At 70.3% G+C, this 14,329-nt stretch carries 16 protein-coding genes; 7 read left to right on the top strand and 9 right to left on the bottom strand.

The features are described 5' to 3' along the window. The first annotated feature begins 72 nt into the window (after window positions 1–72). Window positions 73–834, top strand: a complete 762-nt coding sequence (locus tag ACQPYZ_RS18965) for a phytanoyl-CoA dioxygenase family protein (RefSeq protein WP_433157470.1) — start codon at window positions 73–75, stop codon at window positions 832–834. Here ACQPYZ_RS18965 and ACQPYZ_RS18970 read toward each other — a convergent pair. The 4 genes from ACQPYZ_RS18970 to ACQPYZ_RS18985 are packed head-to-tail and all read right to left on the bottom strand — an operon-like array spanning window position 831 to window position 2,467. Next, window positions 831–1,163 (bottom strand): YnfA family protein, encoded by a 333-nt coding sequence (locus ACQPYZ_RS18970; protein ID WP_433157472.1) that lies wholly within the window; start codon window positions 1,161–1,163, stop codon window positions 831–833. The two genes, ACQPYZ_RS18965 and ACQPYZ_RS18970, sit on opposite strands and share 4 nt — an antisense overlap. After that, window positions 1,160–1,588 (bottom strand): MerR family transcriptional regulator, encoded by a 429-nt coding sequence (locus ACQPYZ_RS18975; protein ID WP_433157475.1) that lies wholly within the window; start codon window positions 1,586–1,588, stop codon window positions 1,160–1,162. The genes ACQPYZ_RS18970 and ACQPYZ_RS18975 overlap by 4 nt, the downstream gene beginning before the upstream one ends. Then, complete coding sequence (locus ACQPYZ_RS18980) at window positions 1,581–1,892, bottom strand: hypothetical protein (protein ID WP_433157477.1); 312 nt, start codon at window positions 1,890–1,892, stop codon at window positions 1,581–1,583. Before ACQPYZ_RS18980 ends, ACQPYZ_RS18975 begins: the two co-directional genes overlap by 8 nt. A gap of 38 nt (window positions 1,893–1,930) precedes the next feature. Beyond that, window positions 1,931–2,467 carry an FHA domain-containing protein gene (locus ACQPYZ_RS18985; RefSeq protein ID WP_433157480.1) on the bottom strand — a complete coding sequence of 179 codons (537 nt, stop codon included), beginning with the start codon at window positions 2,465–2,467 and terminating at the stop codon, window positions 1,931–1,933. Between the two features lie 136 nt (window positions 2,468–2,603). Between ACQPYZ_RS18985 and ACQPYZ_RS18990 the strand changes: the two genes are divergently transcribed. After that, complete coding sequence (locus ACQPYZ_RS18990; protein ID WP_433157483.1) at window positions 2,604–3,680, top strand: ATP-dependent DNA ligase; 1,077 nt, start codon at window positions 2,604–2,606, stop codon at window positions 3,678–3,680. A 103-nt stretch (window positions 3,681–3,783) separates the two neighbouring features. Continuing rightward, window positions 3,784–4,287, top strand: a complete 504-nt coding sequence (locus ACQPYZ_RS18995; RefSeq protein WP_433157486.1) for a hypothetical protein — start codon at window positions 3,784–3,786, stop codon at window positions 4,285–4,287. A gap of 2 nt (window positions 4,288–4,289) precedes the next feature. Here ACQPYZ_RS18995 and ACQPYZ_RS19000 read toward each other — a convergent pair whose 3' ends face one another. Together ACQPYZ_RS19000 and ACQPYZ_RS19005 are read right to left on the bottom strand one after the other, a co-directional pair. Beyond that, complete coding sequence (locus tag ACQPYZ_RS19000; protein WP_433157489.1) at window positions 4,290–4,466, bottom strand: hypothetical protein; 177 nt, start codon at window positions 4,464–4,466, stop codon at window positions 4,290–4,292. A 36-nt stretch (window positions 4,467–4,502) separates the two neighbouring features. Continuing rightward, a complete protein-coding gene (locus tag ACQPYZ_RS19005; protein WP_433157492.1) occupies window positions 4,503–6,365 on the bottom strand; it encodes an ABC transporter ATP-binding protein in 1,863 nt (620 codons plus the stop codon). A 190-nt stretch (window positions 6,366–6,555) separates the two neighbouring features. Here ACQPYZ_RS19005 and ACQPYZ_RS19010 point away from each other — a divergent pair, with 190 nt between their 5' ends. The 3 genes from ACQPYZ_RS19010 to ACQPYZ_RS19020 are packed head-to-tail and all read left to right on the top strand — an operon-like array spanning window position 6,556 to window position 7,804. Beyond that, complete coding sequence (locus ACQPYZ_RS19010) at window positions 6,556–7,002, top strand: SRPBCC family protein (protein WP_433157494.1); 447 nt, start codon at window positions 6,556–6,558, stop codon at window positions 7,000–7,002. Continuing rightward, entirely contained in the window at window positions 6,999–7,352 is a 354-nt protein-coding gene (locus ACQPYZ_RS19015) for an ArsR/SmtB family transcription factor (RefSeq protein WP_433157497.1), read from the top strand. The genes ACQPYZ_RS19010 and ACQPYZ_RS19015 overlap by 4 nt, the downstream gene beginning before the upstream one ends. 2 nt (window positions 7,353–7,354) lie before the next feature. Then, window positions 7,355–7,804 (top strand): SRPBCC family protein, encoded by a 450-nt coding sequence (locus tag ACQPYZ_RS19020; protein WP_433157500.1) that lies wholly within the window; start codon window positions 7,355–7,357, stop codon window positions 7,802–7,804. Here the strand turns inward: ACQPYZ_RS19020 and ACQPYZ_RS19025 are convergent. Both ACQPYZ_RS19025 and abc-f read right to left on the bottom strand, forming a co-directional pair. Further along, entirely contained in the window at window positions 7,801–8,571 is a 771-nt protein-coding gene (locus tag ACQPYZ_RS19025; RefSeq protein ID WP_433157502.1) for an enoyl-CoA hydratase/isomerase family protein, read from the bottom strand. The two genes, ACQPYZ_RS19020 and ACQPYZ_RS19025, sit on opposite strands and share 4 nt — an antisense overlap. A gap of 24 nt (window positions 8,572–8,595) precedes the next feature. After that, window positions 8,596–10,194, bottom strand: coding sequence for a ribosomal protection-like ABC-F family protein (abc-f, locus tag ACQPYZ_RS19030; protein WP_433157505.1), 1,599 nt, complete (start codon window positions 10,192–10,194; stop codon window positions 8,596–8,598). Between the two features lie 106 nt (window positions 10,195–10,300). On the opposite strand from abc-f, the gene ypfJ reads away from it, so the two are divergent. Next, window positions 10,301–11,203, top strand: coding sequence for a KPN_02809 family neutral zinc metallopeptidase (ypfJ, locus tag ACQPYZ_RS19035; RefSeq protein WP_433157508.1), 903 nt, complete (start codon window positions 10,301–10,303; stop codon window positions 11,201–11,203). Between the two features lie 96 nt (window positions 11,204–11,299). Here the strand turns inward: ypfJ and ACQPYZ_RS19040 are convergent, their stop codons facing one another. Further along, a complete protein-coding gene (locus tag ACQPYZ_RS19040; protein ID WP_433157511.1) occupies window positions 11,300–14,326 on the bottom strand; it encodes a hypothetical protein in 3,027 nt (1,008 codons plus the stop codon). Window positions 14,327–14,329: the final 3 nt, after the last annotated feature.

Below are 14,329 nucleotides of genomic sequence, written 5' to 3' on the forward strand. Positions count from 1 at the left end.
CATTCATTGCCGGGCGCCGCCGTCCTAGCGTTTCGGGGGTACGAGTACGCCGACCGACCGGAGGACCGCACGATGACACTGACCAGTCTGGTCACCCGCGAGCACCTGGCCCAGTTCCGCGACGAGGGGTACTTCGTCCTGGACCGCGTGCTCACCGACGAACAACTCGAGCTGCTCCGCGGCGGAGCGCAGTACTCGATCGACAAGCTCGACGCCGCCATGGACGCGGCCGGCACCGACTCGCTCGGGATCAACCACCGCGGCAAGCGGTACTTCAGCAGCATGATCTACCAGGACCGGCCGGAGCTGCGGCAGTTCCTGTTCAGCGACACGATGGCCGAGATCTGCCGGGCGACCCTGGGCGACCAGGCGTACCTTTTCTGGGAGCAGTACGTGATCAAGGCCGGCGACCCGAACACGGCGTTCGCCTGGCACCAGGACTCCGGGTACGTGCACGAGGACCACGAGCCGTACCTGACCTGCTGGATCGCTCTCGACGACGTCACCGAGGAGAACGGCTCGGTCTACCTGCTGCCGTACTCGCGGTCCGGGATCAGGTCGTACATCAAGCACCTACGGGACCCCGAGCTGAACGACATGGTCTGCTACTTCGGCAGCGACCCCGGCATCCCGATGACCGCGGCCGCGGGCTCCATCGTGGTCTTCTCCAGCGTGGTCATCCACCGCAGCGGCCCGAACCTGACCGACCGGAACCGCCGGGTGTACATCGCGCAGTACTCGAAGGAGGTCATCCCGTCGAAGGACGGCACCACCGCCCACGGCTCCTTCGACCCGTTCCTCGACGGCGGCCGGATCGTCGCGGATCGCAGTTAGCCACGCGGGGCGTACATGATGACGGCGACGCCGATCAGGCAGATGGCGGCGCCGAGGAGGTCCCAGCGGTCCGGGCGGAACTTGTCGACCAGCATGCCCCAGGCGAGCGAGCCGGCGACGAACACTCCGCCGTACGCCGCGAGGATGCGGCCGAAGTTCGGGTCGGGCTGGAAGGTGGCGACGAAGCCGTACGCGCCGAGCGCGATCACGCCGGCGGCGATCCACCAGATGCCGCGATGCTCGCGCCAGCCCTGCCAGACCAGCCAGGCGCCGCCGATCTCCGCGAGGGCCGCCAGGACGAACAGCAGCACCGACCGCAGCACGGTCACGGACGCACGACCAGGTCGGTGAACGGCAGCGGGCAGTCCGGGTCCCCGGCACAGGTCTCGAGGTCGTCGCAGCCGGCGGCGATGCCGGCGCGCAGGCTCTCCGCGATCACGGTCAGGTCGGCGATCTTGGCTTCCACATCGGCCAGCTTCTCGCGCGCACGGGTCTGCAGGCCGGCTCCCTCGCCAAGACGATGGCGATGCCTCGCGGCGTCCAGCAGTTCGGCCACCTCCGTGAGCGTGAACCCGAGCCGCTGGGCCGCCTTGATCACCCGGAGCGTGGTCACCGCCTCGTCCGGGTAGAGACGGTGACCGCCGAGGCTCCTCGTCGGCTCCTCGATCAGTCCGCGGCGTTCGTAGTACCGGAGGGTCTGGAGGTTCACGCCCGCGGCGGCCGCGACCTGACCGGACCGGAGCCGGTCAGCCATAGCGCTCGCTCAGGGCATCGAGTACGGCGACGTGCGCCGGCGGCACCGTGATCCGGAGATCGAGCTGGTCGCCGTACGGGGTGAGCTCGAAGTGGAAGAACGAGCAGCACTCGGTCTCGCGGGCCGTAAGGTCGGCCGCGGTCTCGTGCGCCGCGACCGCGAGAGTCAGGTCCAGCGTGGTCAGGTCGACACGGGTCGCCCGCCGCAGGTGCTCGGCGAACAGCGCGTCGAACTCCGCGACCCGGAACGGCCGCTCGGCAGTCGGCAGGGTGCAGGCCCCCGGGGCCCAGTCCGTTGTGCTCATGCCTCGACGGTAAACCTGTACCTAGGTACAGGATGCAACTAGTGGTCCGCCCAGGTGAGCAGATAGGCGACCGCACCGAAGCGCACGTGGTCGCCCGCCCGGACCCGCACCGGCGTGGTGATCCGCAGACCGTTCAGGTAGGTGCCGTTCATCGACCCGAGGTCACGCAGCATCCAGCCGTCGCCAGTGTGCCGGAGTTCGGCGTGAAACCGGGAGACGGAGACGTCGGCCATCCGCAAGGTCGCGCCCGGGCCGCGGCCGATCCGGACTGTGGACGAGCCGGGTGGCGGCAGCGCCAGGCCGGGCAGCTGCACCGGCGGCGCGACGACCGCGATCCGCGGTAGCCGGGCCAGCAGTCCGCGGACCCAGGCGACCACCCGTGGTTCGTTCCGCGGCAGGTCGCGGATCGCCGCGGCGAGCTCCCCGCGGCTCTGTGCCCGCAGGACGAAGTTCATCCGCCGGATGAAGGTGTCATGCGACAACCGGCCCGATCCGGCGCCGTCCCGCAGGATCGCCAGCGCGCGGTCACGCTCGGCGTCCGACGGACGAGCCCCCTCCACCGGCACCGAAGTCATGTCCGCATTCTCGGTGTCGCCCAGCGCCACTGTCCACATCCGTCGCGTGCCGTCGCCCGCACACTTTGTGCGCCTGGTGAGTGTTTCTGGAGCGGCACGTGCTTGGTGGGTGCTCAAAGTGGGGTTGAATGACGGCATGCGACTGCCGATCATGCCGCCGGTGAAGCCGATGCTGGCCAAGCCCGTCAAGGAGATCCCTCGCGGCGAGCTCAGCTACGAGCCGAAGTGGGACGGGTTCCGCTCGATCATCTTCCGCGACGGGGACGAGGTGGAGATCGGCAGCCGGAACGAGAAGCCGATGACGCGGTACTTCCCCGAGCTGGTCGAGGCGGTGAAGGCGAACCTGCCGGAGCGCTGCGCGATCGACGGCGAGATCATCGTCATCGGCGAGTCCGGCGACCGGCTCGACTTCGAGGTGCTGCAGCAGCGGATCCACCCGGCCGCGAGCCGGGTGAACATGCTGTCGGAGAAGACACCGGCCCGGTTCGTCGCCTTCGACCTGCTGGCGCTCGGCGACGACGACTACACCGAGCGCCCGTTCAGCGAGCGTCGTACGGCGCTGCTCGAGGCGCTCGCCGACGTCGAGGCCCCGATCCACGTCACCCCGGCGACGACCGACCACACGACCGCCGGGCAGTGGTTCGAGCAGTTCGAGGGCGCCGGCCTGGACGGGCTGATCGCGAAGCCGCTCGACGGCACGTACCAGCCGGACAAGCGGGTCATGTTCAAGGTGAAGCCGGAGCGTACGGCGGACTGCGTGGTCGCCGGGTACCGCCTGCACAAGAGCGGCCCGGACCGGATCGGCTCGCTGCTGCTCGGCCTCTACAACGAGGACGGCACGCTCGCCAGCGTCGGCGTGATCGGCGCGTTCCCGCTCGAGCGGCGCAAGGAGCTGTTCGAGGAGATGCAGCCGCTCGTCACCACCTTCGACGACCACCCGTGGGCCTGGGCGAAGCAGGAGGAGGGCGTGCGGACGCCGCGGAACGCCGAGGGCAGCCGCTGGCAGGCCGGCAAGGACCTCTCGTTCACCCCGTTGCGCCCGGAGCTCGTGGTCGAGGTGCGGTACGACCACATGGAAGGCATCCGCTTCCGCCACACCGCCCAGTTCGTCCGCTGGCGCCCCGACCGCACCCCCGAGTCCTGCACCTACGAACAACTCGAAGAGCCCGTCAAGTTCGACCTAGCCGACGTCCTCACCAGCGCCACCAGCTGACATCGCGGTCAACCGGCATCTGGATCGATTCAGTTGACGGTCAAACGGGGGTTGGTGGGGGCATCATGGGGGTATACCGACTGGTACGAACCGGAGGTTGGGAATGTACGACGTCGTACTGCTCGTGGAGCAGGAGCTGACCGAGCCGGATGCTAGGCGGGTCGTCGAGCTGCATCAGGACATGCCCGAGCCGGTGAAGTACCACGTGCTCGTGCCCTGCCACAACGCCGAGGCGGGGGTCGAGGCCTCGATCAGCGCTCTCGGCACGGCGGACCTCTACGGACCGGGCCTGGCCACCCAGCGCCAGGACCTCGCCGAGGCGCAGAAGGCGATCGACACCGAGGCGAAGGGCTGCACCGGGCGGAGCGTGCAGCGACTGCGCGACCTGGCGCAGAACGCCGACGGCGGGATCTCCCACGACCGGCCGATCGACGCGCTGATCGCGACCGTCGACAAGGTGAACGCGCAGGAGGTCATCATCCTCACCCGGCCGCACGTGGTCGCCGAGTTCTTCCACCTGGACTGGACCAATTCGGCCCGGCGGCACCTACGCGTGCCGGTGCTTCACCTGCTCGAGCACGACCCGCAGAAGGCGTCCGCCTCCTGACGTCAGTCCGCTAGCAGCGCCGCATAGGTGACCCCGCCGGCGAGGCAGGCGATCAGCAGGGAGAGCGTGGTCCGCAGGGTGTGGTCACCCACCTTGCCGTAGTGGCGGCCGTCCTCGGAGTGGTACGCGAGCTTGAAGCCCGCGTACCCGGCGGCGAGGACCAGGGCCAGCTTGATCATGGTCGCCTCCCCTGCTGCATCAGCATCAAGGTACCCCTAGACGCCCGCCGCAGTACCCGACTCGGTGAACTGCGTGCGGTAGAGGTCGGCGTACTCGCCACCGCGGGCGAGCAGCTGCTCGTGCGTGCCGCGCTCGACGATGTTGCCGTGGTCAACGACCAGGATGAGGTCGGCGTCCCGGACCGTGGACAGCCGGTGCGCGATCACCAGCGACGTCCGCCCTTCCAGCGCGGTGTCGAGCGCCTGCTGGACGGCGACCTCGGACTCCGAGTCGAGATGCGCGGTCGCTTCGTCGAGAACGACGATCCGCGGTGCCTTCAGCAACAACCGGGCGATCGCGAGGCGCTGGCGCTCACCGCCGGACAGCCGGTGGCCGCGGTCGCCGACGACCGTGTCCAGCCCGTCGGGCAGCGACGACACCAGCTCCCAGATCTGCGCCGACGTCAGCGCCTCGATCATCTCCTCGTCGGTGGCCTCCGGCTTCGCGTAGGCGAGGTTCGCCCGGATCGTGTCGTGGAACATGTGCGCGTCCTGCGTGACGTAGCCGATGGCGTCGTGCAACGACCGCAGCGTCACGTCGCGTACGTCGTGCCCGCCGACGCGGACCGCTCCCCCGGTCACGTCGTACAACCGGGCGACCAGGTTGGTGATCGTGGTCTTGCCGGCGCCGGACGGCCCGACCAGCGCGACCATCTGGCCGGGCCGGACGACGAAGCTGACGTCCTCGAGCACCTGGGCGGACACGCGTTTGTCGAGGACCGCCACGGACTCCAGGCTCGCCAGCGACACCTGCTCGGCGGTCGGGTACGAGAACGCCACGTGGTCGAACTCGACGCTCGCGGCCTCGTCCGGCAACGGCTTCGCGTCCGGGGCGTCCTTGATCATCGGCTCCAGGTCGAGCACCTCGAAGACGCGCTCGAACGACACCAGCGCGGTCATCACGTCGACCCGGATGTTCGACAGCGCGGTCAACGGCCCGTAGAGCCGGCCGAGCAGGGCGACCAGAGCGAGCAGGGTCCCGATGGTGAGCGTCTCGCGGACGGCCAGGTTGCCGCCGACGCCGTACACGAGGGCGGTCGCGAGCGCGGCGACCAGGGTCAGCGCGGTGAAGAACACCCGCCCGAGCATCGCGATCCGGATGCCGAGGTCGCGCACCCGGCCGGCCCGCTCACCGAAGCCCTCGTTCTCGAGCTCGGGCTTGCCGAACAGCGTCACCAGCAGCGCGCCGCCAACGCTGAAACGCTCAGTCATCGCGGTCGACATGTCCGCGTTCAGCTGCATCTGCTCCCGCGTCATCGCGGCGAGCCGGCGGCCGAGGATCCGCGCCGGGATCAGGAACACCGGCAGCAGCAGGATCGCCACCACGGTCAGCTGCCAGCTCAGCACCAGCATCGCGCCGACCACGAGGATCAGGCTGATGATGTTCGAGACGACGCCGGACAGGGTCGACGTGAACGCCTGCTGGGCGCCGATCACGTCGTTGTTCAGCCGGGACACCAGCGCACCGGTCTGCGTCCGGGTGAAGAACGCGACCGGCATCTGCTGGACGTGCGCGAACACCTTGGTCCGCAGGTCGAAGATCAGGCCCTCACCGATCCGGGCCGAGAACCAGCGCTGCATCAGGCCGAGCGCGGCCTCGACGACCGCGAGCAGGGCGACCACCAGGGCGAGCGCGGTCACCAGGCCGGCGTTCCCCTTGCTGATGCCGTCGTCGACGATCTTCTTGAACAACAGCGGCGACGCGATCACCAGGAACGCCGAGATCACCACGAGCACCAGGAACAGCGTGATGTGCCAGCTGTAGGGCTTGGCGAACCGGGCGATCCGCCGCAGCGTGCCCTTCGCCAGCTTCTGCCCGGCGACCGACGCGTCCTGCCGGCGCCAGCTGTACACGCCCATGCCCCCACCCATCCCGCCACCCATGGGCCGCATTCCTGACATCCGGGTCCTCCCTGCGCTGCTCGTCACCGGTGACAACACGGTGCCCCGGTGCGAACTTCCCTTCGAGCAACCAATGGTTGCATATCGACGCCGGGCGCCGTACAGTCATCTGCAACCAAAGGTTGCGGGATGACGAAGGAGACATGGCATGGGGCAGCGGAGCATCGACCGGGAGATCCACATCGACGCCGCGCCGGAGGTGGTGTACGCGGTGATCAGTACGCCGGAGCACGTGCGCGAGTGGTGGCCGGACGAGGCGGAGTACGAGCCCGCTCCGGGTGCCACCGGGACCCTCGGGTTCACCAACCGGCCGGACGGCAAGGTCGTCCCGCTCACGGTCGTCGAGGCGGATCCGCCGCGCCGGTTCTCCTTCCGGTGGGCGTACCCGCTGGACGAGATGGCGACCGAGGCCAACTCGCTGCTGGTGACGTTCGACCTCGTCCCTGCGGGCGCGGGCACGCTGCTGCGGTTCGCCGAGAACGGGTTCGACGAGTCCTCCGCGCCGGCCGAGGTGTACGACGACCACGTCACCGGCTGGGCCTACTTCCTCCCCCGGCTCACGCCGTACGTCGACCGCCTGGTGTCGACGCCGTGAACGTGAGCATCGACGACGACCTCTGGTCGGCCGTCGGCGACCCGACCCGGCGGCGGATGCTCGACCTGCTGCTGGCCGACGGCACGGGTACGGCGACCACGTTGAGCGACCGTCTGCCGGTGACCCGCCAGGCGGTCGCCAAGCACCTCGGCGTCCTGGACAGGGTCGGCCTGGTGCACGGCACGCCGTCCGGCCGCGAACGCCTCTACTCGGTCGACGAAGCCCAACTCGCCCGCGCGGTCGCACAGCTGTCGACCGTCCGCGACGCCTGGGACGGCCGGCTGCAGCGCATCAAGCGGATGGCCGAGGCCATCCAGACCCAGACGCAGAGACAGGAAAGAGGTAACTGACCATGGTGGACATCCTGCACAGGATCGGAGCCACGGCCTCCCGCGACGAGGTGTACGCCGCGTTGAGCACGATCGACGGCCTGGCCGGCTGGTGGACCCAGGACACCACCGGCGAGACCGCCGTCGACGGCGTGATCCGGTTCCGGTTCGCCGGCGCCGGCGGTGAGGGCTTCGACATGAAGGTCCTGGAGACCACGCCGGGCGAGCTGGTCCGGTGGGAGGTCGTCGACGGACCGCCGGAGTGGATCGGCACCCGGATCGGGTTCGAGCTCCACCAGGTGGGCGACTGGGCGATCGTGCTCTTCCGACACGAGGGCTGGAAGGAGCCGGTCGAGTTCATGCACCACTGCAGCACCAAGTGGGCCAGCTTCCTGCTCAGCCTCAAGAAGTACGTCGAGACCGGCAAGGGCGCCCCGTCCCCGAACGACGTGGAGATCAGCAACTGGCCCTAGCCGAGGGCGGCCAGGAGCTCCTTGAGCCGGCGTTCCTGGGCCTTCCGCTCGGCCTCGAGCTGGTCGTCGTACGAGCGGTCCGCGGCACCGAGGAGCAACGCCTTGGTCTCGCGGACCGCGCCGGCGAGTGGTTGCAGCAACGCGTCGGACAGGTCCTTGACCGTGGCCGTCAGCTCGTCGGCCGGTACGACGATGTTCGCCAGGCCGAGCTCCTTCGCCTCGGCCGCCTCGACCCAGCGGGAGGTCGCGCAGATCTCGAGGGCGCGGGCATAGCCGACCAGCTGGACCAGCGGCTGCGTCCCGCCCAGGTCAGGCACCAGGCCGAGGGCGGGCTCGCGCATGCTGAACCGGGCGTCCGGCGTGACCACCCGCAGGTCGCACGCGAGCGCCAACTGGAAGCCGGCGCCGACGGCGTGCCCCTGCACCGCGGCGATGCTCACGAACTCCGGCCGCCGCAACCACGAGAAGCCCGCCTGGAACCCGGCGATCGTCGCGTGCACCTCGGCCGCGGGCTTGGACCCCAGGGCGAGCAGCGGCTCCTCGCCGTCGGCCTGCTCGCCCATCAGGAGCCGCCGGTCGAGCCCGGCCGAGAACGACGGGCCCTCCCCCGACACGACGACCACGCGTACGTCGGCCGGCAGCGTCGTACCGAACTCGGCCAGGGCACGCCACATCGCCGGAGTCTGCGCGTTGCGTACGTCCGGCCGGTCCAGCACGACCCGGGCGACCGGCCCGTCCACCGTCAGCCTCAGTCCCAGTTCCGTCATGGACAGAACCTTACTTCGGAGTAACTACGCGAGCGAGACCAGGTCGGCGTACTCGTTCGTCCACAGGTCCTCGACGCCGTCCGGCAGCAGCAGGACCCGCTCCGGCTCGAGCGCCTCGACCGCGCCCTCGTCGTGGGTGACGAGCACGATCGCGCCGGCGTACGAGCGGATCGCGCTCAGCACCTCGGCCCGGGAGGCCGGGTCCAGGTTGTTGGTCGGCTCGTCGAGCAGCAGGACGTTGGCCGCCGACACCACCAGGGTCGCCAGCGCCAGCCGGGTCTTCTCGCCGCCGGACAGCACCCGGGCCGGCTTGTCCGCGTCGTCCCCGGTGAACAGGAACGAACCGAGCACGCTGCGCGCCTGCGTCTCGTTCAGGTCTGGGGCGGCGGTCTTCATGTTCTCCAGGACCGTCCGGTTGATGTCCAGGGTCTCGTGCTCCTGGGCGTAGTACCCGAGCTTGAGGCCGTGGCCGTCGATCACCTCGCCGGTGTCCGCCTTCTCGATCCCGCCGAGGATCCGCAGCAGCGTGGTCTTCCCGGCGCCGTTCAGCCCGAGTACGACGACCCGGGAGCCCCGGTCAATCGCCAGGTCCACGTCGGTGAAGATCTCCAGTGAGCCGTACGACTTCGACAGCTCGCGGGCCATCAACGGGGTCTTGCCGCACGGCGCCGGCGTCGGGAACGCGATCTTCGCGACCCGGTCGGCCTTGCGCTCGCCCTCGAGCTCGGACATCAGCCGCTCGGCCCGCCGGAGCATCTGCTGGGCCGCGGTCGCCTTGGTCGCCTTGGCGCGCATCTTGTTCGCCTGGTCGACCAGCTGACCGGCCTTCTTCTCCGCGTTCGCCCGCTCCCGCTTGCGGCGGCGCTCGTCGGTCTCCCGCTGGGTCAGGTACGCCTTCCAGCCGACGTTGTAGACGTCGATCTCGGCCCGGTTCGCGTCCAGGTGGAAGACCCTAGTGACGGTCTCCTCGAGCAGGTTGACGTCGTGGCTGATCATGATCACGCCACCGGCGTACGACTTGAGGAAGTCGCGCAGCCAGACGATCGAGTCGGCGTCCAGGTGGTTGGTCGGCTCGTCCAGCAGCAGGGTCTGGGCCTGCGAGAACAGGATCCGGGCCAGCTCGACCCGGCGGCGCTGACCACCCGACAGCGTGCTCAGCGGCTGCCCGAGCACCCGGTCCGGGAGGCCGAGGTTGGCCGCGATCCGGGCCGCCTCGGACTCGGCGGCGTACCCGCCGGCGGCGTGCAGGTCCGCCTCGGCCCGCTCGTACCGGCGCATGCCCTTCGCGCGGGTCTTCTCGTCCGCGCTGGCCATCGACTTCTCCGCGCTGCGCATCCGCCGGACGACCTCGTCCAGGCCGCGCGCGGACAGGATCCGGTCCCGGGCGAGGACCTCGAGATCGCCGGTGCGCGGGTCCTGCGGGAGGTAGCCGATCTCGCCCGACGAGCTGACCGAGCCGCTCGCGGGCAGGCCCTCACCGGCCAGGATCTTGGTCAGCGTGGTCTTGCCGGCGCCGTTCCGCCCGACCAGCCCGACCTTGTCGCCCGGCCCGACCCGGAACGAGGCGGGCGCCAGCAACTGCCGGGCGCCCACGCGGACCTCGAGGTTGGAGACAGTGATCATCGCGGTGGCAGGCGTCCTAAAGCTCGAGGGGTCGGTCGGTGGCGGGTCGGTGGCGCAGCGTCACGACACGGCAGAATCCCCGGCACCCAGGTCTAGTCTAGGTGCTGTGAAATTCAACCCGGACGCGGATCTGGACACCAGCGGGGTCGAGGACACCCGCGGTAGTGGCGGAGGCGGCGGCGGTCTGCTGCCCGGCGGCACGATTCCCATCGGCGGCGGAATCGGCGGCATCATCCTGCTCGTGATCATCCTCCTCCTGAACGGCGGCCTCCCGGGCGGAAGCGGGAGTGACGAACCGGCGGCGCAGAACACAGCGCCGGGGAACCTCGCGTCCTGCGAGACGGGCAAGGACATCCAGACGAACAAGGACTGCCGGTTCGTCTTCTACCAGAACTCCATCGAGCGCTTCTGGGCCGCCGAGCTCCCGCGCCGCGGGAAGAAGTACACCCGCGCCCCGATGCGCGTCTTCGACGGCTCGGTCAACACCGCGTGCGGACCGGCGACCAGCGCGGTCGGACCGTTCTACTGCCCCGGGGACAAGCGGGTCTACCTTGACCTCGGCTTCTTCGAGACCCTGCAGACCGACCTCGGCGCCCGCGGTGGTGACTTCGCCGAGGCGTACGTCGTCGCCCACGAGTACGGCCACCACGTGCAGAACCTGTACGGCATCCTCGGCCGGATCAAGACCCGCAGCGGTCCCACCTCGGACGCGGTCCGCTCCGAGCTCCAGGCCGACTGCCTGGCGGGGATCTGGACCAACCACGCCACCACCGTCCCGGACAAGGACGGCGACACCTTCATCAGTGGCCTCACCGAGGACGACATCGCGCGCGGGCTCGACGCGGCCGCGTCCGTCGGTGACGACCGGATCCAGGAGAAGACCCAGGGCCAGGTCAACCCGGAGAGCTTCAGCCACGGCACCGCCGAGCAACGGATGAAGTGGTTCAAGACCGGCATGGACTCCGGCGACATGACCGCCTGCGACACCTGGTCCGCCAGCACCCTCTGACCACCGGCTCGCTCTGACGGCCTGACACGCCTCTCTCTGACCGCCGGACACGACGAACCGCCCTGTACGACGCGTACAGGGCGGTTCGTCTGGGTGTCAGGCGACCTGGGCGGGGCGGTGGTAGCCGGGGAGGAGTTCGTCGACCAGGGCGTCGGTCTCGGCTTCGGGGCCGCGGGGGCCGCCGTGCTTGGCGAGGGCGCCGTACATCTGCGCGGCCACGTTGGTGACGTCGGCGGTGGTGCCGAAGTGCGAGGCCAGGCGGAGGGTGGCTCGCCAGAGCTCCTCCGAGGCCGGCGAGAAGCTGAGGCCGGTCTGCAGGGCCGTGCGGGCCAGGATGCCGTCGTTGTAGTTGAGCGACGCCTCCGCCAGCTTCAGCGCGGCGTCCACGACGGCCTCGACCATCCGGCGCTCGATGCCGGACGCGGCGAGCCAGGAGTACCGGCCGGCGGGTGTGTGCGACCAGGCCGGGCCGTGGACCAGGCTCAGTGCGGTCGACAGCGGACCGCGCGGGTCGTCCATCATCGTCGCCTGCTTGGCCAGCGTCCGGAACACGTCCCAGTCGACCCGCACGACGCTGCGGTTCAGCATCCAGCGACCCGACTCGTCGGCGTACATCGCGTCGACACCGACCCAGCGGCGGGTGTGATCGAGCGCCGCATCCCGCAGCTCCTCGCTGATCCCGCGCGGCCAGATCGCGCCGGCCAGGACGTTCGGGTGGACCCCGTAGTCCTGGCTGGCCAGGAACGCGACGATCTCGGTCGACAGTTGCCGGCGGCCCTCGTCCAGCTCGCCGCGCGCATCCACCTCGACCGGACCGAGCAGGTCCACCTCGACCGGCGCGGGCCGGCTCAGATCGGTCGCGGAGAACTCGTACGCCGGCATGTCCTGCTCGGCCCGGCGCTTGTCCAGGGAGTCGGACTCGGCCGCCTCGAACAGCGCGACCAGGTCGGCGAACTGGGCCGGATTGATGCTGTGGGCATCGACCTCGAGCCCGAGCAGCCGGCACACCGCCTGGTTCTTCTCGTCCACCACGAACCGCCACGGCGAGCTGATCACGTCGCCGACCACGACGACCGCGATACTGCGCTTGCCGTCCGCGGCCAGCCGGTTCAGCCGGTCCTGCTCCTCCGGCGACGGCGGCGCGGACACGAAGATGATCTCCGCACCCCACAACGCCGCGTCCGGGTGCGTCATCCGGGCATCCGCGACCGAGCCGGCGTCGCGCCGCGCACAGGCCTGCACCTGCGCCTCGGTCCGCCGGGTGACCTCGGCGATCGCGTCGTCGAGCCGGACCCAGTAGCTCAGCCGGCTCGGCGCCAGCGACGACAGGTCGTCGCCGAACCCGACCATGCTGACGTGCGCGCCCTCGGACCACAGGTTCGTGGCGAGCTCGACCGCGAGCGAACCGACCACGTCGCGGGACGGGTTGTTCACGCCGCCGAAGCTGACGATGCCGTTCGCGGTGTCCAGGTCCACCAGCACGGTCGCGCCGTCCGCGTTCCGCCCGATCGTGACCAGCGTCGGGTACGGCGCCGGCGCGGCCACGTCACCGCTCGGGCCGTAGGCGCGGCGCAACGTCCACCGGGTGCCGTCGGCAATGGTCTGCCACGGCGCCGGCGGCGGCGTCTGCGCCTCGTACGGGTCGAGGACGAGGGTGAGCGCGCGGTCGGTGACCAGCGCGGCGACGACCTTCGGCATCGACCGGCTCGCCCTGGTCATGTCCGCGCCGAGCTGCCGCAGCGCGTTGTCGACGAACTGCGCGGTCGGGATGTCCGACGCCAGCCGCAGGCCGACCTCGGTCTGCCGATGCCCGGCCGCCTTCGGACCGGGGCCCTGGGCCCAGCCGCGGCGGCGCTTCAGCGCCAGCGCGAGACCGGCCGCGAGCAGGGTCGCCCCGAAGCCGTACATCCCGGCCTCGGTCGCGTCGAAGCCGTCGTCGACCGCGACCGGAACCGGCTCGGGCACCTTCGTGCCGCCCGCGGCCGGGTCACCCGGCTCGGACTGCGACGTCCCCGGGCCGTGCGGCTCGACCGTGATCCCGGGCTCGCCCGGCTTCACGGTCTTCGCGCCCGGGTCGCGGGTCGCGCTGCCGATGCCGATCGACGAGCCCTTCTCCGAGCCCTGCTCCTCGAACCAGCGGCTGCCGGTCCCGGGGGCGTTCTCCGAACCGGTCGTCGTACTCGTGCCCGTCGTGGTCTTGGTGCCGGTGGTCGCCTTGGTGCCGGTCGAGCTCTTGGTGCCGGGCGACGTCGTCCGGGTGCCGTGGCTGACCGTCGTACCGGTGTCGATCTTGACCCGGACGGTGTGCACGCCCGCGCCCTTGGCGTCGGCCGGCAGGCGGACCTGCCAGCCCGGGAGGATCAGGTCCGGGTTCGTCAGCCGGCGGCCGTCGGGCTGCAGCTTGTTCTTGTTGAGGTCGTAGATCTCCTTGTAGCGGCGGCCCTCGCCCAGGTAGCGCTCGGCGATGTCCCACAGGCAGTCGTAGTTCCGGCCTTGCGGCGGGCGGACCTCGGTGTACTTGATCACCTGGCCCTTGTCGTCGCTGTTCGTCCGTACGCCGGTGTGCGTGGTCTTGCCCTGGTTGCCGCTGAGCACCGTACTGCGGGCCTCGGTCTGGCGGAACGAGTCACGGGACCCCTGGTCGCCGTCCTGCGTCGCGGTCGCGACCGTCGGAGCACCGGTGTGGGTCGTGGTCACCGCGGTCGCGACCGGAAGCGTCACGCCGGACGCGGCACCGATCAGCACGACGGTCGAGATCAGCCGGCGGGCGAGGCCCTGCGAGCCGCCGCCGAGCGGGATCCGTGGCGACAGGCCGTGGCCGCGGATCTCCGCGACCACCTCGGCGATCAGGCAGACGACGAAGTGCAGCCAGGCGAGCCAGATGACGACCGCGATGATGCCGAGCACGGTCTCGATGCTCAGCTCGCTGAACAGGACGTCGCGACTCGGCATCCGCTCCGGCCACGGCGTACCGAAGAAGCGCAGCAGCACGTACGGGACACCGCCGACGATCGCCAGGATCGCGAGCAGCGCGACGAACCCCTTCAGCCGGTCCGCGCCCGGGCTGCTCGACCGCCGCTGCGGCAACCGCGCCTGCCGCACCGGCTCATTCGTCTTCACCATCGT

Origin of the sequence: Kribbella sp. CA-247076, from assembly GCF_050942445.1 — a bacterium.
In the GTDB taxonomy this organism is placed as follows: domain Bacteria; phylum Actinomycetota; class Actinomycetes; order Propionibacteriales; family Kribbellaceae; genus Kribbella.

Coding starts and splice junctions, on each gene's coding strand:
- ACQPYZ_RS18965 (WP_433157470.1), top strand. CDS start 73: ATGACACTGACCAGTCTGGTCACCCGCGAGCACCTGGCCCAGTTCCGC.
- ACQPYZ_RS18975 (WP_433157475.1), bottom strand. CDS start 1,588: ATGGCTGACCGGCTCCGGTCCGGTCAGGTCGCGGCCGCCGCGGGCGTG.
- ACQPYZ_RS18980 (WP_433157477.1), bottom strand. CDS start 1,892: ATGAGCACAACGGACTGGGCCCCGGGGGCCTGCACCCTGCCGACTGCC.
- ACQPYZ_RS18985 (WP_433157480.1), bottom strand. CDS start 2,467: ATGACTTCGGTGCCGGTGGAGGGGGCTCGTCCGTCGGACGCCGAGCGT.
- ACQPYZ_RS18990 (WP_433157483.1), top strand. CDS start 2,604: ATGCGACTGCCGATCATGCCGCCGGTGAAGCCGATGCTGGCCAAGCCC.
- ACQPYZ_RS18995 (WP_433157486.1), top strand. CDS start 3,784: ATGTACGACGTCGTACTGCTCGTGGAGCAGGAGCTGACCGAGCCGGAT.
- ACQPYZ_RS19000 (WP_433157489.1), bottom strand. CDS start 4,466: ATGATCAAGCTGGCCCTGGTCCTCGCCGCCGGGTACGCGGGCTTCAAG.
- ACQPYZ_RS19005 (WP_433157492.1), bottom strand. CDS start 6,365: ATGGGCGTGTACAGCTGGCGCCGGCAGGACGCGTCGGTCGCCGGGCAG.
- ACQPYZ_RS19010 (WP_433157494.1), top strand. CDS start 6,556: ATGGGGCAGCGGAGCATCGACCGGGAGATCCACATCGACGCCGCGCCG.
- ACQPYZ_RS19020 (WP_433157500.1), top strand. CDS start 7,355: ATGGTGGACATCCTGCACAGGATCGGAGCCACGGCCTCCCGCGACGAG.
- ACQPYZ_RS19025 (WP_433157502.1), bottom strand. CDS start 8,571: ATGACGGAACTGGGACTGAGGCTGACGGTGGACGGGCCGGTCGCCCGG.
- abc-f (WP_433157505.1), bottom strand. CDS start 10,194: ATGATCACTGTCTCCAACCTCGAGGTCCGCGTGGGCGCCCGGCAGTTG.
- ACQPYZ_RS19040 (WP_433157511.1), bottom strand. CDS start 14,326: ATGGTGAAGACGAATGAGCCGGTGCGGCAGGCGCGGTTGCCGCAGCGG.